At 70.0% G+C, this 25,757-nt stretch carries 28 protein-coding genes; 12 read left to right on the plus strand and 16 right to left on the minus strand.

Going from position 1 to position 25,757, the window contains the following annotated elements:
- The 4 genes from ACYU7G_RS08800 to ACYU7G_RS08815 form a co-directional block, all read right to left on the minus strand.
- A complete protein-coding gene (locus tag ACYU7G_RS08800; RefSeq protein WP_461106845.1) occupies positions 1-1,062 on the minus strand; it encodes a hypothetical protein in 1,062 nt (353 codons plus the stop codon).
- Positions 1,063-1,218: 156 nt separating this feature from the next.
- Positions 1,219-2,070 carry a hypothetical protein gene (locus ACYU7G_RS08805; protein ID WP_461106847.1) on the minus strand — a complete coding sequence of 284 codons (852 nt, stop codon included), beginning with the start codon at positions 2,068-2,070 and terminating at the stop codon, positions 1,219-1,221.
- Positions 2,049-2,714: a peptide-methionine (S)-S-oxide reductase MsrA gene (msrA, locus tag ACYU7G_RS08810; protein ID WP_461106849.1), complete on the minus strand. Its 666-nt coding sequence runs from the start codon at positions 2,712-2,714 to the stop codon at positions 2,049-2,051. The genes ACYU7G_RS08805 and msrA overlap by 22 nt, the downstream gene beginning before the upstream one ends.
- A 9-nt stretch (positions 2,715-2,723) precedes the next feature.
- Positions 2,724-3,395: a uracil-DNA glycosylase gene (locus ACYU7G_RS08815; protein ID WP_461106851.1), complete on the minus strand. Its 672-nt coding sequence runs from the start codon at positions 3,393-3,395 to the stop codon at positions 2,724-2,726.
- 97 nt (positions 3,396-3,492) lie between these two features.
- Here ACYU7G_RS08815 and ACYU7G_RS08820 point away from each other — a divergent pair, with 97 nt between their 5' ends.
- Complete coding sequence (locus ACYU7G_RS08820; protein ID WP_461106853.1) at positions 3,493-4,296, plus strand: hypothetical protein; 804 nt, start codon at positions 3,493-3,495, stop codon at positions 4,294-4,296.
- Positions 4,297-4,298: 2 nt separating this feature from the next.
- The gene (locus ACYU7G_RS08825; RefSeq protein WP_461107285.1) at positions 4,299-4,712 is read left to right on the plus strand and encodes a DUF2089 family protein; all 414 of its coding nucleotides are present in this window, start codon (positions 4,299-4,301) and stop codon (positions 4,710-4,712) included.
- A gap of 74 nt (positions 4,713-4,786) precedes the next feature.
- On the opposite strand, the gene greA is transcribed toward ACYU7G_RS08825, so the two are convergent.
- Together greA and ACYU7G_RS08835 are read right to left on the minus strand one after the other, a co-directional pair.
- A complete protein-coding gene (greA, locus tag ACYU7G_RS08830; RefSeq protein WP_461106855.1) occupies positions 4,787-5,287 on the minus strand; it encodes a transcription elongation factor GreA in 501 nt (166 codons plus the stop codon).
- An 18-nt stretch (positions 5,288-5,305) separates the two neighbouring features.
- Complete coding sequence (locus tag ACYU7G_RS08835) at positions 5,306-5,722, minus strand: DUF4307 domain-containing protein (RefSeq protein ID WP_461106857.1); 417 nt, start codon at positions 5,720-5,722, stop codon at positions 5,306-5,308.
- Positions 5,723-5,777: 55 nt separating this feature from the next.
- Between ACYU7G_RS08835 and mca the strand changes: the two genes are divergently transcribed.
- Positions 5,778-6,680, plus strand: a complete 903-nt coding sequence (mca, locus tag ACYU7G_RS08840; RefSeq protein ID WP_461106859.1) for a mycothiol conjugate amidase Mca — start codon at positions 5,778-5,780, stop codon at positions 6,678-6,680.
- 10 nt (positions 6,681-6,690) lie between these two features.
- Here the strand turns inward: mca and ACYU7G_RS08845 are convergent, their stop codons facing one another.
- A complete protein-coding gene (locus ACYU7G_RS08845) occupies positions 6,691-7,233 on the minus strand; it encodes a rhomboid family intramembrane serine protease (RefSeq protein WP_461107287.1) in 543 nt (180 codons plus the stop codon).
- A gap of 101 nt (positions 7,234-7,334) precedes the next feature.
- Between ACYU7G_RS08845 and ACYU7G_RS08850 the strand changes: the two genes are divergently transcribed.
- Positions 7,335-9,347 (plus strand): thioredoxin domain-containing protein, encoded by a 2,013-nt coding sequence (locus ACYU7G_RS08850; RefSeq protein WP_461106861.1) that lies wholly within the window; start codon positions 7,335-7,337, stop codon positions 9,345-9,347.
- A 22-nt stretch (positions 9,348-9,369) separates the two neighbouring features.
- Positions 9,370-10,194, plus strand: coding sequence for an aminotransferase class IV (locus tag ACYU7G_RS08855; protein WP_461106864.1), 825 nt, complete (start codon positions 9,370-9,372; stop codon positions 10,192-10,194).
- Here the strand turns inward: ACYU7G_RS08855 and ACYU7G_RS08860 are convergent.
- Positions 10,169-10,924 carry an ABC transporter permease gene (locus tag ACYU7G_RS08860; protein WP_461106866.1) on the minus strand — a complete coding sequence of 252 codons (756 nt, stop codon included), beginning with the start codon at positions 10,922-10,924 and terminating at the stop codon, positions 10,169-10,171. The two genes, ACYU7G_RS08855 and ACYU7G_RS08860, sit on opposite strands and share 26 nt — an antisense overlap.
- A complete protein-coding gene (locus ACYU7G_RS08865) occupies positions 10,921-11,901 on the minus strand; it encodes an ATP-binding cassette domain-containing protein (RefSeq protein ID WP_461106868.1) in 981 nt (326 codons plus the stop codon). The genes ACYU7G_RS08860 and ACYU7G_RS08865 overlap by 4 nt, the downstream gene beginning before the upstream one ends.
- A 91-nt stretch (positions 11,902-11,992) precedes the next feature.
- On the opposite strand from ACYU7G_RS08865, the gene ACYU7G_RS08870 reads away from it, so the two are divergent.
- Positions 11,993-12,946, plus strand: a complete 954-nt coding sequence (locus ACYU7G_RS08870; protein WP_461106870.1) for a helix-turn-helix transcriptional regulator — start codon at positions 11,993-11,995, stop codon at positions 12,944-12,946.
- A 6-nt stretch (positions 12,947-12,952) separates the two neighbouring features.
- Here ACYU7G_RS08870 and ACYU7G_RS08875 read toward each other — a convergent pair whose 3' ends face one another.
- The gene (locus ACYU7G_RS08875; RefSeq protein ID WP_461106873.1) at positions 12,953-14,290 is read right to left on the minus strand and encodes a PhoH family protein; all 1,338 of its coding nucleotides are present in this window, start codon (positions 14,288-14,290) and stop codon (positions 12,953-12,955) included.
- Positions 14,291-14,475: 185 nt separating this feature from the next.
- Here ACYU7G_RS08875 and ACYU7G_RS08880 point away from each other — a divergent pair, with 185 nt between their 5' ends.
- Positions 14,476-15,630, plus strand: coding sequence for an acyl-CoA dehydrogenase family protein (locus ACYU7G_RS08880; RefSeq protein WP_461106875.1), 1,155 nt, complete (start codon positions 14,476-14,478; stop codon positions 15,628-15,630).
- Here ACYU7G_RS08880 and ACYU7G_RS08885 read toward each other — a convergent pair.
- Positions 15,617-16,276 carry a PIG-L deacetylase family protein gene (locus ACYU7G_RS08885; RefSeq protein WP_461106877.1) on the minus strand — a complete coding sequence of 220 codons (660 nt, stop codon included), beginning with the start codon at positions 16,274-16,276 and terminating at the stop codon, positions 15,617-15,619. The genes ACYU7G_RS08880 and ACYU7G_RS08885 overlap by 14 nt on opposite strands.
- A gap of 27 nt (positions 16,277-16,303) precedes the next feature.
- Positions 16,304-16,948, minus strand: a complete 645-nt coding sequence (trhA, locus tag ACYU7G_RS08890) for a PAQR family membrane homeostasis protein TrhA (protein WP_461107289.1) — start codon at positions 16,946-16,948, stop codon at positions 16,304-16,306.
- A 126-nt stretch (positions 16,949-17,074) separates the two neighbouring features.
- On the opposite strand from trhA, the gene ACYU7G_RS08895 reads away from it, so the two are divergent.
- Both ACYU7G_RS08895 and ACYU7G_RS08900 read left to right on the plus strand, forming a co-directional pair.
- The gene (locus ACYU7G_RS08895; RefSeq protein ID WP_461106879.1) at positions 17,075-17,875 is read left to right on the plus strand and encodes an isoprenyl transferase; all 801 of its coding nucleotides are present in this window, start codon (positions 17,075-17,077) and stop codon (positions 17,873-17,875) included.
- Between the two features lie 45 nt (positions 17,876-17,920).
- A complete protein-coding gene (locus ACYU7G_RS08900) occupies positions 17,921-18,475 on the plus strand; it encodes a DUF4245 domain-containing protein (protein ID WP_461106881.1) in 555 nt (184 codons plus the stop codon).
- On the opposite strand, the gene ACYU7G_RS08905 is transcribed toward ACYU7G_RS08900, so the two are convergent.
- Together ACYU7G_RS08905 and xseA are read right to left on the minus strand one after the other, a co-directional pair.
- Entirely contained in the window at positions 18,472-18,675 is a 204-nt protein-coding gene (locus tag ACYU7G_RS08905) for an exodeoxyribonuclease VII small subunit (RefSeq protein ID WP_461106882.1), read from the minus strand. The two genes, ACYU7G_RS08900 and ACYU7G_RS08905, sit on opposite strands and share 4 nt — an antisense overlap.
- A complete protein-coding gene (gene xseA / locus ACYU7G_RS08910; RefSeq protein WP_461106884.1) occupies positions 18,668-19,891 on the minus strand; it encodes an exodeoxyribonuclease VII large subunit in 1,224 nt (407 codons plus the stop codon). Before xseA ends, ACYU7G_RS08905 begins: the two co-directional genes overlap by 8 nt.
- Positions 19,892-19,943: 52 nt before the next feature.
- On the opposite strand from xseA, the gene ACYU7G_RS08915 reads away from it, so the two are divergent.
- From ACYU7G_RS08915 to ACYU7G_RS08925, 3 genes are read left to right on the plus strand one after another with little or no spacing between them, the layout of a single operon-like run.
- Positions 19,944-20,711, plus strand: coding sequence for a YwiC-like family protein (locus ACYU7G_RS08915; protein WP_461106886.1), 768 nt, complete (start codon positions 19,944-19,946; stop codon positions 20,709-20,711).
- A 29-nt stretch (positions 20,712-20,740) separates the two neighbouring features.
- The gene (locus ACYU7G_RS08920) at positions 20,741-21,718 is read left to right on the plus strand and encodes a 4-hydroxy-3-methylbut-2-enyl diphosphate reductase (RefSeq protein ID WP_461106888.1); all 978 of its coding nucleotides are present in this window, start codon (positions 20,741-20,743) and stop codon (positions 21,716-21,718) included.
- Positions 21,719-21,739: 21 nt separating this feature from the next.
- On the plus strand, positions 21,740-22,963 hold the full coding sequence (locus tag ACYU7G_RS08925; protein WP_461106890.1) for a pyridoxal phosphate-dependent aminotransferase: 1,224 nt from the start codon (positions 21,740-21,742) through the stop codon (positions 22,961-22,963).
- Here the strand turns inward: ACYU7G_RS08925 and ilvA are convergent.
- Together ilvA and ACYU7G_RS08935 are read right to left on the minus strand one after the other, a co-directional pair.
- A complete protein-coding gene (ilvA, locus tag ACYU7G_RS08930; RefSeq protein ID WP_461106892.1) occupies positions 22,947-24,215 on the minus strand; it encodes a threonine ammonia-lyase IlvA in 1,269 nt (422 codons plus the stop codon). The two genes, ACYU7G_RS08925 and ilvA, sit on opposite strands and share 17 nt — an antisense overlap.
- Positions 24,212-25,741, minus strand: a complete 1,530-nt coding sequence (locus ACYU7G_RS08935) for a DNA recombination protein RmuC (protein ID WP_461106894.1) — start codon at positions 25,739-25,741, stop codon at positions 24,212-24,214. The genes ilvA and ACYU7G_RS08935 overlap by 4 nt, the downstream gene beginning before the upstream one ends.
- Between the last annotated feature and the right edge of the window lie 16 nt (positions 25,742-25,757).

Here is a 25,757-nt window from a genome sequence, read left to right on the forward strand (position 1 = left end):
CTAGGAGAACTGCGCGGACATGTCCCTGCCGCGCATGTCGGTGTGGAAGATGTCGCCGCCGCAGTCGTAGCGGACCACGGGCTGGGTGCGTTCGTAGCGGTTGTCCACCGTGACCGAGCACTCCTGCTCCGGGTCCTCACGGAACTCCGCGATCGCCATGGTGATGGCGGCCGGGTCCAGCAGCAGGGGGTCGAACGGCTCCAGCCCGAGCGTCTCCGAACGCTGGGCGCTGAAGGTCGGGAGGCTGCCGATGCGGATCCGGCGCTCGATCACGCCCTCACCCTTCGGGACGTCGGCCCAGTAGCCGTCGGCGACGCTGAAGCCCACGGCGAGGACCACCTGGGTGGAACCCGTGACGGCCTTCAGGCCCGCGGTGATGTCGGCGACGCTGTGGGTGTCGAGCTCCTTGACCACGGTGCCGTCACGGTGGAAGAACACGGTGCGGGACTCGGGCCGGGTGGTCACCGTCATGTAGACCTCGCCCCCGCGGTACTCCACCACCTGCAGCACCTGGTTCTCGGAACTCGTGGCGTGCAGCGCTGCGACGTCGAAGATGCGACGCAGGTCGTGCAGTGGGAACGTGGTGGGGTTGAAGCTGGCCTGCCCGAGGTTCTGGACGTCGCTGTCGGCCACCGAGACCACGCCGTCGCGCCACCGGTAGGTGTGGACCTGGTCCTCGCCGTCGACGACGGTGAGGGTGGCCTGGTCCGCGGTCACGTCCAGCTTCAGGGCGGGCAGTTCGGAGGCCACCCGGTGCAACTCCGCCACCACCTCGGCGGCATGGTCCACAAGCTCACCCTCGACGGGGAAGTCACCCGGCAGGGTGGCGTCCGGCGACGGTGAGGCCTGGCGCGTGTAGGAGCGTGAAGGCGTGCTGGCGCGCGTGGTGACGCTGGGCGACGGGGAGGCCACCCGGGTGGGGGAGGGCGTCGCCGAGGCGGCCGTGGGATCGCCACTGGCCGACGCCGGGGGCGTCGGGGTGGTGGGCTCGGTCGAGACGGGTGCGCATCCCGCCAGGGTCGCGACCGAGAGGGCCGCAACGGCCAGTGGGCGCAATTTCACCACCCAAGCCTAGCTCGGGTTAGGCTCAGCCCATGGCCGCCAGGTTCCTCGAGTCGCAACCCTGCCAGGACGCCTGTGGGGTGATGGAGACGGGGGAGTTCGTCGAGGGTGCCCCGGTCTACTCCTGCCCCGGCTGTGACACCCGCTGGATCGAGCTCAACGAGCGTCGCCCCGAGCAAGCCGCTCCATCCGGTAGTGCAGCCGAACCACCCGCGCACCCCACAGCCTGAGCTCGTGGTCGGTGCGCAGGACGCCCGCCCCGTCGACGAAGATCCTGAACGTCTCGTGCAGCGGCACCCTGGCCGCGTAGGTACTGCCGGCGTCGGTGACCACCACGTAGGCGCCGTCCTCGCCGAATCGGCCGCGGGGTGAGCGCAGGACCAGCGCACCGTCGTCGACCTCGGGGCGCAGGAACACCTGCACGTTCCCGTCCTCGAGCGGGAACGCGACGTGGATGCCTGGCTGGGTGGAGCCCGGGAGCGTCCTGGTGGAGTAGCAGCCGCTGAACACGAAGTCGCCGGTGGCTCGCAACGTGCGCAGCCACCCGGCGGCCAGCTGGGTGCCGTCGTCGCCGACGATCAGGGTGACCTCACTGTCCATGCCGCGGGAGAGGTCCAAGGGGTTCATCGGGAGGGCGAGCTGCTGCACCCGACGCCCGAAGAAGCGGGCAACCAGCTCACCGCCGAGCCAGAACAGCGGCGACCAGCCGGACCACGCCTCCATGCGCCAGGCCGAGGTGTGCTCGTAGAAGTCACGCACCTGCGCGTCGAGACCGGCCGCGGAGAACGCGGCCCCGTCGAGCTGGCCCAGGGAGGCGAGCAGGCCCGCCTCCGGGGTGTTCCGCGCCAACCTGCCGCCCAGGCGGGCCGCCTCGGCCTCGAGCCACGCGGAGGCCACCTCGGAACCGGAGTTCTGCGGTGCGGCCAGCCAGGAGTGGCTCCCGGCGAGGTCGACGCGCCGTCCCACCAGGCGCCAGAACTTGCGCGTCAGGAGGTCGAGGGACCGCACTTCACACCGGTGGCGTGGACGGGGCAGTAGCCGTTCGGGTTCTTGTGGAGGTACTGCTGGTGCTCGGCCTCGGCGTAGTAGAACGTCTGGTCCGTGGAGATCTCGGTGGTGATCTCGCCGTAGCCGGCCTCGGAGAGGCTGCGCTGGAAGACCTCCCGCGACTGCTCGGCGGCGGCGAGTTGCGCGTCGTCGACGGGGAAGATGGCGGAGCGGTACTGGGTACCGATGTCGTTGCCCTGCCGGTTCAGCTGGGTGGGGTCGTGCGCCTCCCAGAAGATCCGCAGCAGTTCGTCGTAGCTGACCCGCTCGGGGTCGAAGACCACCTTGACCGTCTCGGTGTGGCCGGTGCTGCCGGTGCAGGACTCGGCGTAGGTGGGGTTGGGGGTGAACCCGCCCATGAAGCCGACGGCGGTGTTGACCACGCCATCGGTCTGCCAATACATCCGCTCCTCGCCCCAGTAGCAACCGAGCGCGAAGTAGGCCACCTCGGTGCCCTCCGGTTCGGCGTCGAGCGGGAGTCCCAGGACCGCGTGGTTCGGGACCGGGAACAGCACCGGCTCGTCGCGCCCGGGCAGGGCCTCCTCCGGGTTGATCATGCGCGGCTTGAGGTTGCTCCGGATCCAGCCCATCACGTCGATGTCCATGGCCCCAGACTATGCCCGCCAGTCAACCGCCGTACCGCCCAGCCGCTCCAGTTCCGCGTTGGCGCGGCTGAAGGGCCGGGACCCGAAGAAGCCGCCCCGCGCCGACAGCGGCGACGGGTGGGCGCTGGCGATCACGGGCACGTCGCCCAGCAGGGGCGCGACGCCCTGGGCGTCACGGCCCCACAGCACCGCCACCAGCGGGCCGCCGCGCGCGGCGAGCGCCCGCACCGCGGTGGCGGTGACCTCCTCCCAGCCCTTGCCCCGGTGGGAGGCGGGGGCACCCGGGCGCACCGTCAGCACCCGGTTCAGCAGCAGCACGCCCTGCTCGAACCAGGAGGTGAGGTCCCCGTGGGGTGCGGGCGGGATGCCGAGGTCGGCCTCGAGTTCGGCGTAGATGTTGACGAGGCTGCGAGGGATCGGGCGGACCTCGGGGGCGACGGAGAAGCTGAGGCCCACGGCGTGCCCGGGCGTGGGGTAGGGGTCCTGTCCGACGATCAGCACCCGGACGTCGGCCAGGGGGCGGCTGAAGGCCCGCAGCACGTGCTCGCCCGAGGGCAGGTAACTGCGTCCCGCTGTGAGTTCCTCCCGCAGGAACGCGCCCATGGCCGCGATGTTGTCGGAGACGGGGGCGAGGGCCTCGGCCCAGTCCGGGGCGACGAGTTGGGAGAGCGGCTTGGCCATGGCGAGAACTCTGCCACAGGCCACTCAGGGACGAATCAGGGTTCCAATCCTTCAACAACACTTCCAGAAGTGGAAAGGGAGGCTTATCATTTAGTGCATGAGCAACCTTGATCTAGGACCGATCCTCGACGATCTGGCCGCCGGACGCATCGACGCCGCGGAGGCCAATCGCCGGATCGAGGAACTGAAACTGGACGCCGAGGCGAGCGAGTCCCCCGGGGACGAGCAGCCCGAGCAGGACAAGCCCACGAGCAAGCCCCGCGCGGGCGGTCTCGAGCGGATCGCCATCACCGCCGTCGGGCGCCGTGTCCGGGTGGAGGCCGACTCGTCGGTGACCACTCTGACCGTCGAGGGCCAGCACGTGCTGCGACGCAACGGCACGGTCATGGAGATCAGCAGCACCGGGGACTTCGGCCCCAGCTTCAACGGCTTCTCGCTGATCCGCCCGCCCCGCAGCCTGGACGACTTGCGTGACATCGGGCTCGGCAAGGAGCTGGTCATCAAGGTCAACCCGCGGCTGGTGGTGGACGCCGAACTGACCACCGGCGGCCTCAGGACCTCCGGTGTCCCGAAGCTGGGGCGCATCCGCGTCACCGGCGGCGGCTGCTCCCTCGAGGGCGTCACGGAGGTGGCCGACCTGCTGTCCCAGGCCGGCGCGGTCACCGTCGAGGGGCCCATCAGCACCGGGCGCTCGAAGCTGCGCGTCGAGTCCGGCAGCCTGACCGTGAACCTCACCGACGGCGCCAACGTGACCATCCGGGGCGAGGCCAAGCTCGGCCGCATCAACTGGCCCGGAGACAGCGACAACGTCGACGAGGTGGTCATCGGCAACGGCTCCGCCCGGCTCGACGTCAGCGTCGTGATGGGGCTGGCCAGCATCAAGAACCAGGAGGACGAGTGAGCATGCCCAACCACCTGTACCACGCACCCGCCGACTGCCCCGTCTGCGGCGACGACCTGATCATCACCCGCAAGGGCTGCCTGAAGTGCGGCACGGAACTGGCCGGCGAGTTCGCCAGCTGCGCCTACTGCGCCCTGGACGACGCCGAGCACGAGATCCTGAAGGTCTTCCTCGTCTCGCGCGGCAACCTGCGCGAGGTGGAGAAGCACCTGGGCGTTTCGTACCCGACGGCGCGGGCCCGCTTCGATGCCGTCGTCGCGAAACTGGGCTTCGGCCCTGCCGCTCCCGAGGACCCCGAGGAGCAGTCCGAGGACTCGTCGGAGCCCCCGCAGACGCCGCAGGAGCAGATCCTCGCGCGCGTGGCCGCCGGTGAGATCTCCAGCGAGGTGGCGGCGGCGCTGATCGCCGCGCTCTGAGCCCGCCTGCCCAAGGGCATGCACGAGGGCGGTCCCGACCAGGAGTCGGGACCGCCCTTCGTGCTGTGGTTCGGCTAGAGGACCTCGACCTTGAGGATCGTCACGCTCAGGGTCTTGCCGGTGGGTGTCTCGTAGCTGACCTCGTCGCCCACGCGGTGGCCGTTGACGGCGGCGCCGAGCGGGGACTGCGGCGAGACCGCGTTGGTCACGGAGGCGTCGGTGCCGAGCACCTCGCGGGAGCCGAGCAGGAACGTGTCGGTGTCGTCCTCGTCGCCGTCGAAGGCCACGGTGATCACCTTGCCGGGAACGGCCTCGTCGACGTCGCCCTCCGGCTCACCCACCTGCGCGGTGCGCAGGAGCTGTTCCAGCTGGCGGATGCGGCCTTCCATCTGGCCCTGTTCCTCGCGGGCGGCGTGGTAGCCACCGTTCTCGCTGAGGTCGCCCTCCTCCCGCGCCGCGGCGATGCGGGCGGTCACGTCGGGGCGACCCACGGTCTTGAGCTCGTTCAGCTCGGCTTGCAGTGCGTCGTGGGCCTCTTGGGTGAGCCACACGGTGTCGGCAGTGTTGTCGGACATCAAGCCAGCCTATCCCACTCAACCGGCCAACTGACAGCCCTCCAGGTCCACTGCAGTGGCTTCCCGGATGGTCCTGATCTCCACGTAGAGCTCGGTGAGCTCCTTGTCACCCGCCGGTACCTGCACCTCGAGCTCCCCGACGCGCTCATAGTTCTCGGCCTGTGCGAACAGCTGGCACACGGCCGGGCGGGACGGGTCGGTGCGCTGCACCACCAGCTCCACCTCGGTCACCTCGGGGCTGACCGTGTCGAAGGCGCGGACCAGGCCGGCCACCGGCGGGTTGGAGCGGACCAGTCCGGCGAAGGCGACGATCGCGACCGCGGCGAGCAGCGCCACGGCCGCCGAGATCCCGACGGCGAGGTCAACCGGGTTCCGCTTCGGGTACCGGGCGGAGATCCTGGCGCGATCGGCGTCGGTGAGTTCAGGCTTGGTCACGCCACCATTGTGCCCGGCTGGAAAAGGTGGGTGCACACGGGCCAAGATTGGACGCATGAACCAGACCGGACCTGCCCCGCTGCGGCTGATGCACGTCCATGCCCATCCCGACGACGAGTCGAGCAAGGGCGCGGCCACCACCGCCAAGTACGTGGCCGAGGGAGTCGAGGTCATGGTGGTCACCTGCACCGGCGGTGAGCGCGGCGACGTGCTCAACCCCAAGCTCGCCCACGATCCGGAGGTGCTCACCAACATCGCCGAGATCCGCCGTCGCGAGATGGCGGCCGCCCGCGAGATCCTTGGCGTGGAACAGGTCTGGCTCGGGTTCGTGGACTCCGGGTTCCCGGAGGGGGACCCGCTCCCGCCGCTGCCCGAGGGCTGCTTCGGGCTGGAGGACCCCGTCGTCGCCGCCGGCCGGCTGGTGAAGGTGATGCGGGACTTCCGTCCCCACGTCGTGACCACCTACGACGAGCGCGGCGGCTACCCGCACCCGGACCACGTCCAGTGCCACAACATCACGGTGGAGGCGTTCAGGGCGTCGGCGGACCCGGCGCAGTGGCCCGAGCACGGACCCGCCTGGCAGGCGGCGAAGCTGTACTACCACATGGGCTTCCACCGGCGGCGCTACGCGGCGTTGGAGGCACTGATGCACGAGCACGGCCTGGAGTCCCACCAACCGGCACCCACCCGTGACGACGACCCCTTCTCCGACGGGCGGATCACCACGTTCGTGAACTGTGGCGACTACTTCCACGTCCGCGACGCGGCGCTGCGGGCCCACGCCACGCAGATCGACCCGGACGGTCCCTGGTTCGCGGTCCCGCTGGAGATCCAGCAGGCCGGCTGGCCCACCGAGGACTACCAGCTCGTCATCTCCAAGGTGCCGACGATGATCCCGGAGGATGACCTGTTCAAGGGCCTGCGGCAGGTGCCGCTCGAACCGGAGTTCGTGATCTGAGTCCACCGGGTCAGGCGGTGGTGGTGGAATCCCGTCGGCCGCGACGGTGCTGCCACCAGGCCGCCAGTCCGCCGCCGATGGCGCCGCCGAGGTGCCCCTGCCAGGACACGCCCGCCGCCGTCGGCAACAGGCCCACGAGGATGCCGCCGTAGACGAGCAGGAGCACCACCCCGAGCGCGATCTGCCCGGCCCTGCGCGTGAACAGGCCCCTGATCAGCAGGTAGGCCAGCCAGCCGAAGATCAGGCCCGACGCACCCGCCGTGACGGTGTTGACCGGCGCGATCAGCCACACCAGCAGGCCGGAACCGAGGATGGAGGCGGCCGTCGTCACCAACCAGCGCACCAGCCCGGCCAGGTAGGTGAGGACGCCCAGCACCATGAACGGCCCGCTGTTGCCGATCAGGTGGACCCACCCGAAGTGGAGCCACGGCGCCACCAGGATGTTGTCCAGCGAGTCCAGTTGGCGCGGGACGATGCCCAGGGGGTCCAGGCTGTTCCCGGTGGCCTGGTCGAAGACCTCCAGCACCCACATGATCGCGAGCAGCACCCCGATCACGAGCACAGCCCTGATGACGGGATGCATCTTGTTCTCGGGAGCCGCATGGGTGGTCATGGCCTCCATTGTCCCATCTGGAGGGCGCTAGCCTTCGGTCCATGGCCAATCGACTCGGGGACGCAACCAGCGACTACCTGCTCCAGCACGCACACCAGGGCGTCGACTGGTGGCAGTGGGGGCCCGACGCCTTGGAGCATGCCCGCGCCACCGGCAAGCCGATCATGCTCAGCGTGGGCTACGCGTCGTGCCACTGGTGCCACGTGATGAGCGAGGAGTCCTTCGACGACGCGGAGATCGCCGCGCAGATCAACGAGCACTTCGTGCCCATCAAGGTGGACCGCCAGCAGCACCCCGACGTCGACGCCGTCTACATGGCCGCCACCCAGGCGCTCAACAACGGCCAGGGCGGCTGGCCCATGACCGCGTTCCTCACCCCGGACGCCAAGCCGTTCTTCACCGGCACCTACTTCCCGCCGGAACCCCGCGACGGCATGCCCTCCCTCCCGCAGGTGCTCGAGGCGCTGGCGACGGCCTGGGCCGAGCGCCGCGACGAGGTGGTGGGCTCCGCCGAGGTCATCACCCATCAGCTCGCCGCCGGCACCGGGCCCGACCCGATGGAGCAGGCACCGGACCTGCGCGCCGCCGTCGACACCATCGCGGCAGACTTCGACGTCATCCACGGTGGCTTCGGCAACGCCCCGAAGTTCCCGACGGCCACGGTCCTGGACGCGCTGCTGGTCAAGGGCGACCCGAAGTCCCTCGACATGGCCCAGCGCACCCTCGAGGCCATGGCTCGCGGCGGCATCCACGACCAGGTGGGCGGCGGCTTCCACCGCTACAGCGTCGACGCCGGCTGGGTGGTGCCGCACTTCGAGAAGATGCTCGACGACAACGCCATGCTGCTGCGCGCCTACGTCCGGGGCTGGCGCCGCACCGCGGACCACGACACCGCGCTGCGCAACCTGTTCGAGCGCACCGCCTACGGCATCGTCAGCTGGCTCGTGCACGAGATGCGCACCGAGGCGGGGGCCTTCGCCGCCGCCCTCGACGCCGACTCCACCGACATCCGGGGCATGACCTTCGAGGGCGTGTTCTACCTGTGGAACCAGGAGGTGTTGACCGATGTCCTGGGGGAGGAGCTGGGCGAGTGGGCCGCGGACGTGTTCCACGTCACCGCCGGCGGCACGTTCTCCGACGGGCTCTCGGTGCTGCAGCTGCGCGGCCGCCCGGACGGGGACAAGCTCGACGACGTCCGCGCCCGGCTGCTCGCCGAACGCGCCTCCCGGTTCCGCCCGGCCACCGACCGGCTCGTGGTGGCCGGCTGGAACGGGCTGGCCATCTCCTCGCTCGCGAACGCCGCGATGGTGTTCAACGAGCCGCGCTGGCTCGAGATCGCCCTCGAGGCGGCCCAGTACCTCGTGGACGTCCACCTGGCCGACGGGGACCTGCGCCGCAGCTCCCTCGAGGGGGTCGCCGACACCGCGACCGGCTCCGCGGAGGACTTCGGGACGGTCGCGGAGGCCTTCGCGGTGCTGGCCGGCATCACCGGCGACGTCGCATGGTTGCGCCGCGCGGAGACCCTCGTGGAGCGGGCACTCGAACTGTTCGGTGCCCCCGACGGCGGTTTCTTCGACTCCGCCGCCTCGGACCTGTACGACCGTCCCCGCTCCCTGACCGACCACGTCTCGCCGAGCGGCACCTCCGCGCTGGTGACGGCCCTGCACCAGGTGGGCCTGCTCGCCGAGCGGCCGGACCTCACGTCCAGGGCTGAGGAGGCGGCCCGCACCACGTTGCGGACCGTGGCGCAGGCCCCCCGGTTCGCGGGGTCCGCGCTGGCCGAACTGATGGTCAGTGACGAGGCCCGCCGCGGGCTGAAGCGGGCCACCGTCGTGGTCATCTCCGAGGACCCGTTCGACGAACTCGCCCGCGCCGTGTGGCGGATGGCCCCCGCCGGCACCGCGATCCTGCGTGCCGAACCCGGAGCGCAGGGCTGGGGGAGCCTGCTGCAGGGACGGACGGAACGTGCCGTGTACGTGTGCCGCGGCACCGTCTGCTTCGACCCGGTCGACGACTACAACGAGCTGAGGACACCCCTCTGGCGCCGCGCCTGAGACGCAGGGCTTATGGTGGGGCATGCTGATCTGGATCGATGACCAAGTGGTCGACGGCGCAGATGCCGTCGTCAGCGTGCATGACCACGGCCTCACCGTCGGCGACGGTGTGTTCGAGGTGGTCAAGGCCCCCGGAATGGTTCCGTTCGAGCTGGCGGCGCACCTGCGCAGGCTGGTCACCTCGTCGGAGCGGATGGGACTGCCGCTGCCCGACGTGGACCGGGTGGAGGCGGCGGTCCGGCAACTGCTGGCCGCCCACGACGGTCCGGATGCGCAGGTGCGCATCACCTGGACCGCGGGCGACGGACCGCAGGGCTCCGACCGCTCCGAGGGTGAACCCCGCCTGATCGCCTCGGCGGGCCCGGTGCGCAAGCGCGCGGCGACGGAGACCGTGGCCGTGATGCCGTGGGTCCGCAACGAGCGGGGCGCCATGGCCGGGGTGAAGACCACCTCCTACGCGGAGAACGTGGTCTCGCTCGAGCGGGCCCACTACGTCGGCGCGGGGGAGGCGCTGTTCGCCGACACCCGGGGCCGGCTGTGCGAGGGGACCGGCAGCAACGTGTTCGTCGTCACGGACGGGCGGCTCACCACCCCCACGCTGGCCGTCGGCTGCCTCGCCGGCATCACGCGCGCGCTGGTGCTGGAGTGGAGCGACGCGAGGGAGGAGGACGCGCCGCTGGAGGTGCTGGAGACCGCCGACGAGGTGTTCCTGACCTCCACCACCCGCGACGTCCAGCCCGTGACCCGGATCGTGTGGCCGGACGGCCGGGAGCGCGAACTCCCGGCCGGCCCGCGCACCCGCGAGGTGGCGGAGACGTTCGCTACGCGCTGTGCCGCATCGACCTGATCCCCAACCACAGCCCGAGGGCGGCGGTCAGGCCGGCAGCGACGAACCCCCAGGCGACGGCGGGGGCTCCGAAGCTCCCGGCGAACAGGGCGCGCTCGGCCTCGACGACGTGGGTCAGCGGGTTCACGCGCGCCGCCACCTGCATCCAGCCAGGGCCGCCCTCCAGCGGGAGCAGCATCCCGGACAGGATCATCAACGGGAACAGGAACGTCTGCTGCACCGCCCAGAACATCCAGTCCTGCTTGCGCACGGCGATGGCCAGGGCGTAGCTGAGCGAGCTGATCCCCACGCCCAGCACCGCGAGCAGCACCAGCCCGGCCAGCGCGCCCGGCAGGCTGAACCGGAACCCGAAGGGCAGCATTACCAGCACCACCAGCACGGCCTGGGCCACCAGCGTGATGATCTCTTTCATGGCACGCCCCACCAGCAGCGAGGAGCGGCTGAGCGGCGTCACGAGCATCCGCTCGTGGGCACCGGTCTGCATCTCGTAGAGCAGGTTGGAGCCCACGGCGCTGGAGCCGAACAGGGAGATCATCACCAGGATCGCAGGCACGAACCACTGCCAGACCTGGCCGGGGAGCTCGTCGCCCAGGTTGCTGGCCAGCAGCGGCCCGAACAGCGCGAGGAAGAAGATCGGCTGGACCAGGCTGAAGATGATCGAGAACGGGTCGCCCAGCACGGGGCGCAGCTCGCGGGAGGTGACGATTGCGGTGTCGGTCAGGACGCTCATTGTGCGGTCTCCAGTTCGGGGGTGGAACCGGCTTCGCGGAGGCTGCGGCCGGTGAGGTTGAGGAACACGTCGTCGAGGGTGGGGCGGCGCACCTGGATGTCGGCGATGCCGATGCCGGCGGCGTCGGCGAGGTGGACCAGGTCCGTGACCCGCGTGGAACCGTGGGTGATGGCGGCACGGACGGCGGTGCCCGCGACGTCGACCTCGCTGGTGGCCTCCCACTCGGTGAGGCGGGCGGCGAGATGGTCGGCGTCTGCAGGGCTGGCCGCGGTCACGGTGAGCCGGTCACCGGCGTGCCTGGACTTCAGCGCCTCGGGGGTGTCGTCGGCGATGATCGAACCGTGGTCGATGATCACCACTCGCTCGGCCATGGTGTCCGCCTCGTCGAGGTAGTGGGTGGTGAGCAGCAGGGTCATGTCGGTGGCCGCCCGCAGTGCGCCGATGTGCTCCCAGAGGTTGGCCCGGTTGTGCGGGTCCAACCCCGTCGAGGGCTCGTCGAGCACCAACAGCTCCGGAGCGTGCATCAGCCCCATCGCGACGTCGAGGCGCCGCCGCTGCCCGCCCGAGAGCTCGGAGACCTTGGTCCGTTCCTTGCCCGCGAGGTCCAGGCCGGTCATGAGCTCCTGGCCGCGCCGCCGGGCCTCGGCGCGCGTGAGGCCGAACGTGACCCCTTGGTAGTAGAGCTCGTCGAGCGCGCGCTGGCCGTGGCCGGCGCCGTTGCCCTGCCCGACGTAGCCCAGCCGGCGCCGCACCTGGCCCGGGTCCCGGGTCACGTCGAAACCCGCCACCTGCGCAGTGCCCGCGGTGGGGGCCAGCAACGTGGTGAGCATCCGCATGGTGGTGGTCTTGCCGGCGCCGTTGGGACCCAGCACGGCCACCGTCTCACCGCGCTCCACGGTGAGGTCGATGCCGCGCACGGCGTGCACCGTCTCGGTGCGGCTCACGAAGTCCTTCGCCAGCCCTCTTGCTTCGATCATTCCTGTCTCCCTGCTCCGGTTGTGCTTGCAGGAAAGACGCTACGGAACGTAGAGGACAGGTTCTGTCCGCTACTGGTGTGAGAATGAAGTCATGTCGAATCCATCGGGAAGGCTGCTCGAGTTGCTCTCGCTGCTGCAGGCGCGCCGGGACTGGCCCGGGGGAGCGCTGGCGGAGCGCCTCGAGGTGAGCCCCCGCACCGTCCGCCGCGACGTCGAGCGGCTGCGGGACCTCGGCTACCCCGTCCAGACCACCAAGGGCCCCGCCGGGGGCTACCGGCTCGCGCCCGGGCTGGACCTGCCGCCGATGCTGTTCGACGACGACCAGGCGGTGGCGGTTTCGGTGGCGCTCCAGACCATCCGGACCGACGTGGCGGGGCTCCGCGACGCCGCGCAGCGGGCGCTGGCCACCATCCGTCAGGTGCTGCCGTCGCGGCTGCGGCACCGGGTGGATGCACTGCAGGTGACCTCACTGGGTGGGGACCCGGCCCCGGAGGAGACGGTGGACACGGCCGTGCTGGTCCACATCGGATCGGCCATCCGGGACCGGGAGGTGCTGCGGTTCGACTACGTCGCCCGCGACGGCACGGAGTCACTGCGGCAGGCAGAACCCCACCGGCTCGTGAGCCGGGGCAGGCGCTGGTACGTCCTGGCCTGGGACCGGGACCGCAAGGCCTGGCGCACGTTCCGGGTGGACCGGTTGGTGGCGCGCACCCCCAACGGGCCGAGGTTCGAGCCGCGGCAGCTCACCGACGAGCAGGTGGCGGAGCTGTTCGGGACCGAGGAGGAGCTGCCGCAGTGGCCGGCCACCGGCACCGTCGTCATCCAGCAACCTGCCCACGTGCTCGCGCGCTGGATGCACGGCGACCGCGCCACCATCACCGCCATCGACGCGCACAGCAGTCGGGTGGAACTCGGGGCCTGGTCCCACGGCGCCATCGTCGCGACCCTGCTGATGTTCGAGTCGGACTTCGAGGTTATAGAGCCCCCGGAGTTGAGGGAGGCCGTCGACGAGGTCGCGGCCCGGGTGGGCCGGGCCGCGACCTGAACCGTGTCAGTCCTCGCCGAGCAGGTCGGTGACCAGGGCGGCGATCTGGGAGCGCTCGGAGCGGGTCAGCATCACGTGGGCGAACAACGGGTTGCCCTTCAGCTTCTCCACCACCGCCACCACGCCGTCGTGCCTGCCGACGCGCAGGTTGTCGCGCTGCGCCACGTCGTGGGTGAGGACCACCCGCGAGTTCTGGCCCACGCGGGACAACACCGTCAGCAGCACGTTGCGCTCCAGCGACTGGGCCTCGTCGACGATGATGAACGCGTCGTGCAGGGAGCGGCCACGGATGTGGGTCAGCGGCAGCACCTCGATCAGGTCCTGCTCGAGGATCTCGTCGATCACGTACTTGTTGGTGACGGCAGAGAGCGTGTCGAAGACCGCCTGGCCCCAGGGCTGCATCTTCTCGCCCGCGGTCCCCGGCAGGTAGCCGAGGTCCTGGCCGCCCACGGCGTACAGGGGTCGGAACACCATCACCTTGGAGTACTTGCGCTGCTCCAGCACCGCCTCCAGGCCGGCGCACAGGGCCAGCGCGGACTTGCCCGTGCCGGCCCGCCCTCCAAGGGAGACGATGCCGATCTCGTCGTCCATCAGGAGTTCCAGGGCCACGCGCTGCTCGGCGGACCTTCCCCGTACGCCGAACACCTCGCGATCCTGCTTGATCAGCTTGACCTCTCCCGACGGCAGCTTGCGCGCCAGCGCCGAGGAGCCGGGTGCGTGCAGGACGATGCCGCTGTGGACCGGCACGTCGTCGGCGGCGGGCAGTTCGACGGTGCCGTGGTCGTAGAGGCTGCCCACGTCATCGGCCGTGACGTCGAGCTCGGTCATCCCGGTCCAGCCCGTCTCCAGCGGCAGTTCGTTGCGGTACTCGTCGGCTGCGAGCCCGACGGCCGCGGCCTTGACGCGCAGCGGCACGTCCTTGGACACCAGCACGACGTCGTGGCCCTCGGTGCTGTAGTTCAGGGCCACGGCGAGGATGCGCGAGTCGTTGTCACCCAGCCGGAACCCGGACGGCAGGGCCGACGGATCGGTGTGGTTGAGCTCCACGCGCAGGTTGCCGCCGGAGTCGTTGATGGCCATCGGAGTGTCCAGCCGGCCGTGTTCCAGCCGGAGGTCGTCCAGCAGGCGCAGGGCCTTGCGGGCGAAGTAGCCGAGTTCGGGGTGGTGGCGCTTGGCCTCGAGTTCGGTGATCACGACGATGGGCAGCACCACGTTGTGTTCTGCGAACCTGAGGACCGCTTTCGGGTCACTCAGCAGGACCGAGGTGTCGATGACGTAGGTGCGGATCGCCTGGTCCGCGGGCGTGGCGGTGATGGCCGCCGCTTGATCGTTGACGTTGAGCACGGGTGCTCCCTTCGCGGGGGCAGGTGCTCCACCTGTCCCCGGCAGTGGGGTCAGGTGACCGGTATGGCTGTGATGGAGCGGTTCTCCATGGAAGAGAATGTAACCCGCGCGGCGATGGATCCGGGCAGGAACCGCCAAGAAATCACACTGCTGTAACTTCCCGTTCATCTCGTAGGGTCAAGGGCATGACTTCTTCGCTGCTCCCAGACGCCCTGCTGGACCGGATTCGCGAGCGTGCCGCCGCGCACGACCGCGAGAACACCTTCCCCTTCGATGACCTGGAGGACCTCAAGGCCGCCGGCTACCTGACCGCCCTGGTGCCGACGTCGTTCGGCGGGGGAGGGCTCAGCCTGGAGGAGCTGACCCGGGAGCAGATGCGGCTGGCTGGGGCGTCCCCGGCGACGGCGCTGGCGGTCAACATGCACCACGTCTGGGTGGGGGTGGCCAAGGTGGTGCACGAGCGCGGGGACGCCTCCTGCGACTTCATCCTCACAGACGCCATGGCCGGCGAGGTGTTCGCGTTCGGCGTGTCCGAGGCGGGCAACGACCTCGTCCTGTTCGGCTCGGCCTCCGATGCCGCCCCCGACGGCAACGGCGGCTACGGCTTCACGGGCACCAAGATCTTCACCTCGCTGTCCCCGGGGTGGACGAGGCTCGGCACGTTCGGGACCGACACCACCGGGCAGGACGGACCCCACAACGTGTGGGGCTTCGTGAATCGGGACGCGCCCGGCATCACCGTCAAGGACGACTGGGACGCCTTGGGCATGCGGGGCTCGCAGTCGTGCACCACCGTCCTCGACGGCGTGCCCGCCCCGGCCGACCGGATCGTGCGCCGCATCCCGCCGGGCCCCACCATGGACCCGTTCATCTTCGGGATCTTCGCCAACTTCGAGATCCTGCTGGCCTCGGTCTACACGGGCGTGGCGCAGCGGGCGCTCGACGTCGCCGTCGAGGTGGTGGGCAAGCGCAAGTCCATGAAGAACCAGGGTGCCCCGTACAGCGACGACCCCGACATCCGCTGGCGGCTGGCCGACGCCGCAATCCAACTCGACGGGCTGTTCCCGCAGATCTCCCAGATCGCCCGGGACGTGGACGAGCAGGTGGACCGCGGCGCCGTGTGGTTGCCGCAGCTGTCCGCGGTGAAGTCGCGCGCCACCGAGGTGGCCAAGGACGTGGTGGAGAAGGCCATCCGGGCCTCCGGTGGCTCCTCCTACTTCAACCGCCACGAGCTCTCGCGGCTGTACCGCGACGTGCTCGCGGGCATCTTCCACCCCAGCGACGACGAATCGGTGCACGCCGCCTGGGCCAACGTCCTGCTGGGGCCTATTTCAGGATGAAGCCCACCCGCAGCAGGCCGTCGTCGGTGGTGGCGAGGTCCTCCACCAGTTCGGTGGCCTGTTCGAATGCGGGCTTGTCCGGGTTGAGCACCTCGAGGTAGACCTTGTGCTCCGCCAACGAGGCGACGGCGCGTTGCACGTCCTCGGCCTCGACGTCGACGCAGTGAGTGGTTCCGGGGCCGAACTCGTACACCCACTGCGGCTTGTGCTCGGCCCGGGCCACCGCGTCGTGCACGGCGTTGCCGAACTCGATGTGGTCCGACTGGTTGGGGATCTCCTCGGTGTAGTTGGGGCCGGTGTAGCCGGTGATCACCACGTCGGGGCGGCGGGCCTCGATCTCCTTGACCACTGCGTCGCGCAGGGCGTCGTCGTTGCTGAGCCGGCTGTCCGGGAAACCGAGGAAGTCCACCACTTCGACGCCCACGTGCGCTGCGGCGCGCAGTTGCTCCTGCTCGCGCAGCGGGCCGCACTCCTCGGGGCTCATGCCCTCGATGCCGGCCTCGCCGCTGGTGGCCAGCACGTACTCGACGGTCTTGCCGCCCCGCGTCCAGTGGCTCACTGCCGGAGCCATTCCCCACTCGACGTCATCGGGGTGGGCGACGAAGACCACTGCCTTGTTCCAGTCCTTCGGGAATTGGTTCGTCATGGCTGAAGCCTACGTCGGGGGTAGTGCTCAGGCGGCGAAGACGGCGAGGGCGATGGCCACCAGGTGGCAGGTGGCGGCCAGGATGGTGCAGGTGTGGAACACCTCGTGGAAGCCGAACCAGCGGGGGCTCAGCCTCGGGCGCTTGGTGCCGTAGGCGAGGGCGCCCACCGAGTAGAGCAGGCCGCCGACGATCACGAGCACCACGACGGCTGGGCCGCCGTTGGCCCAGAACTGGCCGAGCCACCCGACGGCCGCCCAACCCATCGCCACGTAGAGCAGGGTGTAGAGCCACCTGGGGGCGCCGAGCCAGACCAGTCTGAACAGCACGCCGAGGACCGCGATGCTCCAGATCAGCACCAGCAGGAACACCCGCGAGTTGCCCTCGAGCAGGAGCAGGGACAGGGGGGTGTAGGTGCCCGCGATGAACACGAAGATGTTGGAGTGGTCGATGCGGCGGAACACCGCCAGGGTTCGGGGCTTCCAGTTGCCGCGGTGGTAGGCCGCGCTGGTGCCGAACAGCTGCACGGCCGAGAGCGTGAACACGCCGCAGCCGATCCGGCCCAGCAGGGTGGGCGCGAAGACGGTCAGCACGAGCCCCGCCACCAGGACGGCCGGCGCGAACCCGAGGTGCAACCAGCCGCGCATCAGCGGCTTCTCGGGGGCAGTTGTCATGTTCGTCCGTTCAGTGGTTACGGTCACGTAGGTTACGGTACCGTAAGTTACGGCAATCCGCCATGGTCCAACGCTACCTTCGCGATCCTCCCGGGGGAACGCCGCCGCCTCGCTACTCTGTTTGCCATGTCCTTCCTCCGCCGCGTCATGGAGCGCGTGTGGCCGCCCAGGTGGTTGTACAAGACCTACGAGTCCCAGCTGCTCGAGAACCTGGACCGCTCCCGCCTCCCGGAGCACGTCGCCGTGCTCGCCGACGGCAACCGGCGCTGGGCGAGGCTGAACGCCCCGGGGCAGCCGCTGGTGGTGGGGTACCGGGCCGGTGCCGCCAAGCTCGAGCAGTTCGTCGAGTGGTGCGACGACGTCGGCCTGAAGGTGGTCACCCTCTGGGTGCTCAGCACGGACAACCTCGACCGTTCCTCCGACGACGAACTGGGCCCCCTGCTGGGCGTCATCTCGGACCTCGTGGCCGACCTCGCGGCAACGGGCCGTTGGCGGGTGCAGGCCGTCGGCGCGCTCGACCTCCTGCCCGAGGAGTGCGCCGCCAGGCTGCGCGAGTCGGCGGCCTCCACCGACGGGGTCACCGGCATGCACGTGAACGTCGCGGTCTCCTACGGCGGCCGTCACGAACTGCGCGACGCCGTGCGCTCACTGCTCGCGGAGCGGGCGGAGGCCGGCGCCTCCCTGGACGAGGTCTCCCGCACGTTGGAGATAGACGAGATCTCCGAGCACCTCTACACCAAGGGCCAGCCGGACCCGGACCTGATCATCCGCACCTCGGGGGAGCAGCGCCTCTCCGGTTTCCTGTTGTGGCAGTCCGCGCACAGCGAGTTCTACTTCTGCGAGGCGCTGTGGCCGGACTTCCGCCGCGTCGACTTCATGCGCGCACTGCGCAGCTACACCCAGCGCGAGCGTCGCTACGGCCGCTGAGGCGCCGATTGGTCCGGGCTCGGCACCTCATGGGACGATGGGCCAATGGCTGGCAGGAAGAAGAACACGGGTCCCAGGGACATGGTGATCTCGCTGCTGGTGCTGTTCGTGCCGATCATCGCGATCTACTGGTTCTTCACGCTGGACCCGGAGCCCGAGGCGGAGAAGGTCGACTACGCACCCATGCTCGCCGTCGCGCAGGAGGAGTCCCCGTATCCCGTGCTGCGTCCGGTGAACCTGCCGGAGGACTGGGTCCCCGTGCGCGTGGCATGGGCCGCCGACGGCGAGCCCTGGATCAACAACGAGCCCGCAGTGGGCAACTCCTGGCAGCTCGGCTTCATGGCGCCCAACCAGATCTACGTGGCCGTGCAGCAGCGCGATCGGGCGCCGGTGCAGTTCATCGAGCAGGTGACCCGCGACGGCGTCGCCTCTGGTGAGACCGTCCAACTCGCGGAGCGCGAGTGGGAGCAGTGGGTATCCGAGGACGGCCGTTCCCGCAGCCTGGTGTGGCGCGACGGCGACCTCAGCGCCGTCGTCACCGGCGACACCGACTTCGAGCAGCTCGAGGCGTTCACCGCCGCCCTGGCCGGGACCGGCTAGTCCTGCTGCTCGCGGGCCTCACGGGCCTTGGCGACGACGGCGCGGGCCGCGTCGAGGTGTCCCTGGCAGATGGCCGCCAGTTCCTCGCCCCGCTTCCACAGCGCCATCGAGTCGGCCAGGGGCGCCCCGCCGGACTCGAGCTTGCGCACCACCTCGACGAGTTCCTCGCGGGCAGCCTCGTAGGTGAGTTCCTCAGCCATCGTTCTCCTGTTCCGTGACGCCTGCGACGTCGAGTGCCAGCTGGCCGTCGGCCAGGTACGCGTTGATGCGGGTGCCCGGGTGGGCGTCGGCCACCGACGACACTGACAGGCCGTCGTCGTCGACGAGGACGGCGTAGCCCCGCTCCAGGGTGGCCTTGGGGGACATTGCCCGGATGCTGCTGATCCGGGAACGCAGGTCCGACTCCTCGTGGCGCAGCCGGTTCTCGATGCCGGAGGCCAGCCGGTGCCGCAGCAGCTCGAGCTTGTCGAGGTGGGCGCCGAACGTGGCCGTCGGGTCCATCAACGCGGGCCGGGTGCGCACGTCGCCCAGCCAGCGCTGCGCCGTCTCGAGGCGGTTGCCGATGGCGGCGTCGAGCCGGTGCCGGGCCTGCGCCACGACGTCGGCCTCCTGGTGGAAGTCCGGCACCACGCGCTTGGCGGCGTCGGTGGGGGTGGAGGCGCGCAGGTCCGCCACGAAGTCCAGCAGCGGCACGTCCTGCTCGTGCCCGATGGCCGAGACCACCGGTGTGCGGGCCTGTGAGACGGCGCGCACCACGCCCTCGTCGGAGAAGGCGAGGAGGTCCTCGAGGCTGCCGCCGCCGCGGGCGATGATGATGACGTCCACCTCGGGGTCCGCGTCCAGCCGCTGCAGCGCGGTCATGACCGACTCCGCGGCGAACGGCCCCTGGACGGTGGCGTGGGCGATGTTGAACCGGGCGGGCCAGCGGTCCTCGACGTTGGTCAGGACGTCGCGCTCGGCGTCGGAGCCCTTGCCCGTGATCAGCCCGATGGTGCGCGGGATGAACGGCAGCCTGCGCTTGCGGTGCGGCTCGAACAGGCCCTCGGCCTGCAGCTTGCGCTTCAGCTGCTCCAACTGCGCGAGCAGGCGGCCCTCGCCGGCCACGCGGATCTCGAGGCACTCGAAGCTCAGCCGTGCGCTGCGGTCCCAGACCCTGGGCCGCAGCCTGGCCGTGACCCGGGAGCCGTCCGGCAGCGGGCCAGCGGCGTCGAGCACCATGGCGGAGGCGGTGATGGAGGCCGAGACGTCGGCGATGCGGTCCCGGAACGTCAGGAACTGCGTGGGGCCGCTGCGGCGCTTGATCTCGATCACCTGGGCGTCCACCCAGATCTCGCCGAGCCTGCCCACCCAGTCCTTGACCGCCATGACGACGCGGCCAAGGGGCTGCGGCTCCTCGGCCGAACTGTTCATCGCCATGACGGGTACCCTACCGGCGAGCACTGACAACGCCGTCGATACGCTGGCGGGCATGAAGCGCGCGAAGGGCCCTGCCAAGGGATGGCTGCCGAACCAGCACGGGGCCTGGGCGATGCTCGTGCTGCCGTGGCTGCTGGGACTCGCCCACGCCGTCGGCGCGGGGGCCTTCGAAATCGCCCACGTGGTGCTGTTCGCGTTCTGGATGGTGGGCTACTTCGCCTTCTTCGCCGCGACGCTGTGGCTGAAGTCCCGGTTCAAGCGCCGATACCTGCCGGCGCTGGCCACCTACGGGGCGACGGCGGCGGTGCTCGGGCTAATGGTGCTGTGGCTCGCGCCGCAGTGGTGGGTGTGGGTGCTCGCGTTCGCGCCGATCTGTTCCTTCGCGCTCTGGCTGGCGTGGAAGCGGCAGGAACGCGACGTGGTATCGGGGCTCGCGACCATCGTCGCCGCCTGCCTCATCCCGTTGGTGATGGGCGGCTGGGGACCGGTGCCGGTGTCCCTGGCGCTTGTGTGCTTCGGGTACTTCTTCGGCACGGTCCTCTACGTGAAGACCGTGATCCGCGAACGGGGCAAGCCGGGGTGGGTGGCGTTCTCCGTGGCCTGGCACGCGGCCTGCGCCGTCGCGGTGGTCGGGGTTCCCGCGCCGCTGCCGAGGTGGTGGCTCGTGGCGTTCTTCGTGGCCGTCGCGCTGCGGGCCCTGCTGGTGCCGCTGCTGGGCCCGATGCGCGGCCGCAGGGTGGACGTGAAACTGGTGGGGATCTGGGAGTTCGTCACGTCCGCGGCCCTGCTCGCGATCACCCTCCCCGCGCTCATGGGTTGATCCTCACAGGCCTCGCCTAGACTGGCAGCATGAACGCCACCCAGACCAGCAAGCAGGTCCTCGTCGCAGCCCCCCGCGGCTACTGCGCCGGCGTGGACCGGGCCGTGATCACCGTCGAGAAGGCGCTCGAGACCTACGGCGCACCCGTCTACGTGCGCAAGCAGATCGTGCACAACCGCCACGTCGTCGAGACCCTGGAGCAGCGCGGCGCCATCTTCGTGGAGGAACTCGAGGAGGTGCCCGAGGGGTCCACCGTCGTGTTCTCCGCCCACGGCGTCTCGCCCGCCGTGCACGCCGAGGCGAAGGTCCGGCAGCTCAAGGCGATCGACGCCACCTGCCCCCTGGTCACCAAGGTCCACCGCGAGGCCGTGCGCTTCGACAAGGAGGACGTCGACATCTTCCTGATCGGCCACGCCGGCCACGAGGAGGTGGAGGGCACCACCGGTGAGGCCCCGGACCGCATCACCCTCGTCGAGCACCCCGATGACGTCGACGAGCTCGACGTGCCCACGGACCGGCCCATGGCGTGGCTCAGCCAGACCACCCTCAGCGTCGACGAGACGATGGAGACCGTGAACCGGCTCCGCCAGAAGTTCCCGCTGCTGATGGACCCGCCCTCCGACGACATCTGCTACGCCACCCAGAACCGCCAGCAGGCCGTCAAGCAGATCGCGCCCAGGGTGGACCTGATGATCGTGGTGGGCTCGAAGAACTCGTCCAACTCGGTGCGCCTGGTGGAGGTCGCGCTCGAGGCCGGCGCGAAGGCCTCGCACCTGGTGGACTACGCCAGCGAGATCGACGAGGCCTGGCTGGAGGGCGTCTCCTCCGTCGGCGTCACCAGCGGTGCCTCCGTGCCGGACGAACTGGTGCAGGGCGTGCTGGAGTTCCTGGAGGAGCGGGGCTTCCCCGCCGCGGTGGAGGAGCGCCTCACCGAGGAGAACCTCACGTTCTCCCTGCCGCCGGAACTGCGCCGCGACCTGAAGGCGAACAGCGCCCTGAACCACTGATCCTGCTGCGATCATGGTGGGATGCGTGAGATCAGGCAGAGCCGCAAGCTGAAGGACGTCCGCTACGACGTGCGGGGACCCATCCTCGTCGAGGCCGAGCGCCTCGAGGCGCTGGGGCACCGCATCCTGCGGCTCAACATCGGCAACCCGGCACCCTTCGGGTTCGAGGCGCCCGCCTCGATCGTCGCCGACATGGTGCACCACCTGCCCGACGCGCAGGGCTACAGCGACTCGCGCGGCATCTTCTCGGCCCGCACCGCCGTCGCGCAGTACTACCAGAGCCACGGCCTGGTGGACTGCCACGTCGACGACGTGTTCATCGGCAACGGTGTCTCCGAACTGATCTCCATGGTGCTGCAGGCGTTCGTGGACGACGGCAACGAGATCCTCGTGCCCGCACCCGACTACCCGCTGTGGACAGGTGCGGTCTCCCTCGCCGGCGGCACCCCGGTGCACTACCTGTGCGACGAGTCCAACGGCTGGGAGCCGGACCTGGCCGACATCGAGTCGAAGATCACGGAGAACACCCACGCCCTGGTGATCATCAACCCGAACAACCCGACGGGGGCGGTCTACAGCGAAGCCACGGTCAAGGCGCTGGTGGACATCGCCCGCCGGCACGACCTGGTGGTCTTCAGCGACGAGATCTACGAGAAGATCCTGTTCGACGGCGCTGTCCATCACCACTGCGCCACCTTCGCCGGGGACGACGTCCTGTGCCTGACCTTCAGCGGACTGTCGAAGGCGTACCGGGTGTGCGGCTACCGGGCCGGCTGGGTGATGGTCTCCGGCCCCAAGCACCAGGCGCGTGACTTCCTCGAGGGCCTCACCCTGGTCTCCAACATGCGGATGTGCTCCAACGTGCCCGCCCAGCACGCCATCCAGACCGCACTCGGCGGCTACCAGTCGATCGAGGAGTTCATCGGGCCCGGCGGCCGGTTCTACGAGCAGTCCATGCTTGCCCACCGGCTGCTGAACGAGATCCCCGGCGTGAGTTCGGTGAAGCCGGAGGGTGCCCTGTACGTGTTCCCCCGCCTGGACCCGGAGGTCTATCCCATCGAGGATGACCAGGCGTTCGTGATAGACCTGCTGCGCTCGCAGCACATCCTCGTCACCCACGGCACCGGCTTCAACTGGCCCCACCCGGACCACTTCCGGCTGGTCACCCTGCCCGACGTGGAACTGCTGGAGGAGGCCATCGGCAGGATCGCCGAGTTCCTCGAGCAGGTCAGATCAGGAACCTGAAGAACGGGCTCTCCGCCTCCACCACCTCCACCTGCATGCCGGACTCGGTGATGCGCTGGAGCAGGAACTCGTAGTCCCCGGGCTGCCCCAGCTCGACGCCCACCAACGCGGGGCCGGTGTCCCGGCTGCTGCGCTTCACGTACTCGAAGTAGGTGATGTCGTCCTCCGGCCCGAGGACGTTGTTGAGGAACCGCCGCAGCGCGCCGGGTTCCTGCGGGAACTCCACCAGGAAGTAGCGCTTGCGGCCCTCGTGGACGAGGGAACGCTCCACCACCTCGGCGTAGCGGGCGACGTCGTTGTTGCCGCCGGAGACCATGGTCAGGACAGTGGATCCCGCGGGGATGGAGATCCGGGTGCCGACGCCTCCCGTCGGCAGCGCGGCCGGCGCGAGGGCGCCGGCGGGCTCGGCGATGATGCCGTCGACCTGGTACATCTCCAGCATCTCCGAGCAGACCTGCCCCTCCGGGATGCGGGCGAGTTCGACGTCGGCCTCGCGGATCACGTCGAAGGTGTAGTCGCCCACCCGGCTGACGGCTGCGCCGTCGACGAACGTGTCGATGTCCTGCAGCGCCACGGGGCGGCCCGCGGAGACGGCGGCCGCCACGCAGGGGGCGCCCTCCGGTTCGATGCCGACGATGCGCACCCCGGGATGGTTCGTGCGCAGCCAGGCCGCGGCGCCCGCCAGCAGGCCGCCGCCGCCCACGGGGAGCACCACCACGTTCGGGACCTTGTCGAGCTGTTCGAACGCCTCGACGATGGCGGTGGCCTGCCCGGCAGCGGTCAGTTCGTGGTCGAAGGCGGGCACGATGGTGGACCCGTTGGCCGCGGCGAACTCCTTGGCGGCCTGGCTGGCCTGGTCATAGGTGGAGCCGGACATCTGCAGCTCCACGTGTCCCTGTCCGAGTTGGAGGATTCGCTGCCGCTTCTGGCGCGGTGTGGTGGTGGGCACGATCACGGTGCCGCGGATCCCCAGCACCGCGCAGCTGTGGGCCACGCCCTGGCCGTGGTTGCCGGCGGAGGCGCAGACCACGCCCGCCTCCTGTTGCTCCCTGCTGAGCTGGCTGATCAGGTTGTATGCGCCGCGCAGCTTGTAGGAGCGGACCGGCTGGAGGTCCTCACGCTTGATCCAGATGTCGGAACCGGTGGCGTCGGAGAGTCTGGCGTTGCGCGTGACGGGGGTGCGGGCCGCAATGCACGAAAGCCGGGCCGTCGCGTCTGGTACCAGTGCTGCCAGTTCGGTGAGGGCGCTCATTCGCCCATTGTGTCATCGGTGCCAGTGCGCTTGCGGAGCTCTCGCACGGTGCCGAGGCCCAGTGCGGGTTCCTCGTCGAACAGGGAGGCCTCGATGGCGAGCCGGTCCTGCTGCTCCTGGTGCTCGATCATCTCCGGTACGGAGATCTCCCGCGGGGACGTGTCCACCGTGGAGATCTCCTTCAGGTCCGTGTCCACCACGTCCAGCTCCCTGAGCTTGCGGGCAGAGACCATGACCCTGGTCTCCAGGGTTCCGACGGCCTTGTTGAAGTGACCCACGGTGGTGTTCAGGGACCTGCCGAGCTTCTCGAAGTGGTCACCGAGGGTGGAGATGCGCTCGTGCAGTTCCCGGCCGAGCTTGGAGACCTTCGCCGCGGACTCGGCGAGCGCCGCCTGCTTCCAGCCGTGGGCCACGATGTGCAGCAGTGGGATGAGGGTGCCGGGGGCGGCGAGCATGATGTTGCGGCGGGCGGCGTACTCGTGGAGGTCCGGCTGCTGCTCCAGCGCGAGGCGGTAGAACTCGTCGGAGCCGAGGAACAGGACCACGAACTCGGGGGAGCCCACGTCCAGGTGCCAGTAGTTCTTCCCGCTGAGCGCGTCGATGTGGCCCCGCACGTGCCGGGAGAAGGTCTCCAGGTGCTTCTTCTGCTTCGCCATGTCCTCGGTGTTGTACGCGTCCAGGACGGCCTTGAGCGGTACCTTGGAGTCAACGAACACCACCTTGCCGTCGGCCAGGTTGATGCGCATGTCGGGGCGGAACCGATCACCGTCGGCACTGGTGTAGGAGGTCTGGTCGTCGAAGTCACACCGCGCCGTCAGGCCCGAGATCTCGACGATGCGCTTCAGGCTCTGCTCACCCCAGGAACCGCGCACCTGCGGCGTGCGCAGTGCCGTGCTCAGGCTGAGCGCCTCCTTGCGGATGGTCTCCCCGGAGTCCTTGACCGCCTGCACCTGCTCGCGGAGTTCCGCGGACAGTGCGGCGCGCTGCTTCTCCACCTCGCCCAGCCGGTCACTGAGGCGGTTGAGGTGCTCCTGCAGCGGAGTCACGAGCTGCTGCGTGGCGGCCAGGCGTTCATTCGCGGTCTTGTCCGCCTTCGCGCTCTGCGCCTCCAGGGACTGCTCGGAGAGGAGCTTGAACCGATCCTCCATCGCCTTGCGATCAGCCTTCAGCTCCTCGGTCAGGCGCAGCGCGGCGTCCCGCTCGGCCTCGGCCGTAGCCCTGCCGGCCAGCGCCTTCGTCAGTTCGGTGCGCACGTCGGCGGTCTCCCGCTGAGCCTCCACCGTCGCGGTCCGCAGGTCCGCCATCTGGGTGAGGTGGCCCGCCAGTTCGGAGCGGACGTTGGCCGTCTCCTCGCGGGCCCGGCTGGCCTCGGAACGTGCGGTCTGGGCATCGAGTCTGGCATCGGAGAGCGTCTTCTCCTGCTCCGCCGTGGCTTCGGCGAGGCGGCTGCGGCGTGCGAGCAGGTACCCGGCGAGGGTGCCGAGCAGGGCCGCGACGATGCTGACGATGATGCCTGTGGTGGTCATGGGTCCACCATTTCAG

Source organism: Tessaracoccus terricola (genome assembly GCF_054776555.1).

Bases quoted from the DNA above. Each gene is read 5' to 3' on its own strand.
- msrA (WP_461106849.1), bottom strand. From the start codon at position 2,714: ATGGACATCGACGTGATGGGCTGGATCCGGAGCAACCTCAAGCCGCGC.
- ACYU7G_RS08815 (WP_461106851.1), bottom strand. From the start codon at position 3,395: ATGGCCAAGCCGCTCTCCCAACTCGTCGCCCCGGACTGGGCCGAGGCC.
- ACYU7G_RS08820 (WP_461106853.1), top strand. From the start codon at position 3,493: ATGAGCAACCTTGATCTAGGACCGATCCTCGACGATCTGGCCGCCGGA.
- ACYU7G_RS08825 (WP_461107285.1), top strand. From the start codon at position 4,299: ATGCCCAACCACCTGTACCACGCACCCGCCGACTGCCCCGTCTGCGGC.
- greA (WP_461106855.1), bottom strand. From the start codon at position 5,287: ATGTCCGACAACACTGCCGACACCGTGTGGCTCACCCAAGAGGCCCAC.
- mca (WP_461106859.1), top strand. From the start codon at position 5,778: ATGAACCAGACCGGACCTGCCCCGCTGCGGCTGATGCACGTCCATGCC.
- ACYU7G_RS08850 (WP_461106861.1), top strand. From the start codon at position 7,335: ATGGCCAATCGACTCGGGGACGCAACCAGCGACTACCTGCTCCAGCAC.
- ACYU7G_RS08855 (WP_461106864.1), top strand. From the start codon at position 9,370: ATGCTGATCTGGATCGATGACCAAGTGGTCGACGGCGCAGATGCCGTC.
- ACYU7G_RS08860 (WP_461106866.1), bottom strand. From the start codon at position 10,924: ATGAGCGTCCTGACCGACACCGCAATCGTCACCTCCCGCGAGCTGCGC.
- ACYU7G_RS08865 (WP_461106868.1), bottom strand. From the start codon at position 11,901: ATGATCGAAGCAAGAGGGCTGGCGAAGGACTTCGTGAGCCGCACCGAG.
- ACYU7G_RS08870 (WP_461106870.1), top strand. From the start codon at position 11,993: ATGTCGAATCCATCGGGAAGGCTGCTCGAGTTGCTCTCGCTGCTGCAG.
- ACYU7G_RS08880 (WP_461106875.1), top strand. From the start codon at position 14,476: ATGACTTCTTCGCTGCTCCCAGACGCCCTGCTGGACCGGATTCGCGAG.
- ACYU7G_RS08885 (WP_461106877.1), bottom strand. From the start codon at position 16,276: ATGACGAACCAATTCCCGAAGGACTGGAACAAGGCAGTGGTCTTCGTC.
- trhA (WP_461107289.1), bottom strand. From the start codon at position 16,948: ATGACAACTGCCCCCGAGAAGCCGCTGATGCGCGGCTGGTTGCACCTC.
- ACYU7G_RS08895 (WP_461106879.1), top strand. From the start codon at position 17,075: ATGTCCTTCCTCCGCCGCGTCATGGAGCGCGTGTGGCCGCCCAGGTGG.
- ACYU7G_RS08900 (WP_461106881.1), top strand. From the start codon at position 17,921: ATGGCTGGCAGGAAGAAGAACACGGGTCCCAGGGACATGGTGATCTCG.
- ACYU7G_RS08905 (WP_461106882.1), bottom strand. From the start codon at position 18,675: ATGGCTGAGGAACTCACCTACGAGGCTGCCCGCGAGGAACTCGTCGAG.
- xseA (WP_461106884.1), bottom strand. From the start codon at position 19,891: ATGGCGATGAACAGTTCGGCCGAGGAGCCGCAGCCCCTTGGCCGCGTC.
- ACYU7G_RS08915 (WP_461106886.1), top strand. From the start codon at position 19,944: ATGAAGCGCGCGAAGGGCCCTGCCAAGGGATGGCTGCCGAACCAGCAC.
- ACYU7G_RS08920 (WP_461106888.1), top strand. From the start codon at position 20,741: ATGAACGCCACCCAGACCAGCAAGCAGGTCCTCGTCGCAGCCCCCCGC.
- ACYU7G_RS08925 (WP_461106890.1), top strand. From the start codon at position 21,740: ATGCGTGAGATCAGGCAGAGCCGCAAGCTGAAGGACGTCCGCTACGAC.
- ilvA (WP_461106892.1), bottom strand. From the start codon at position 24,215: ATGAGCGCCCTCACCGAACTGGCAGCACTGGTACCAGACGCGACGGCC.
- ACYU7G_RS08935 (WP_461106894.1), bottom strand. From the start codon at position 25,741: ATGACCACCACAGGCATCATCGTCAGCATCGTCGCGGCCCTGCTCGGC.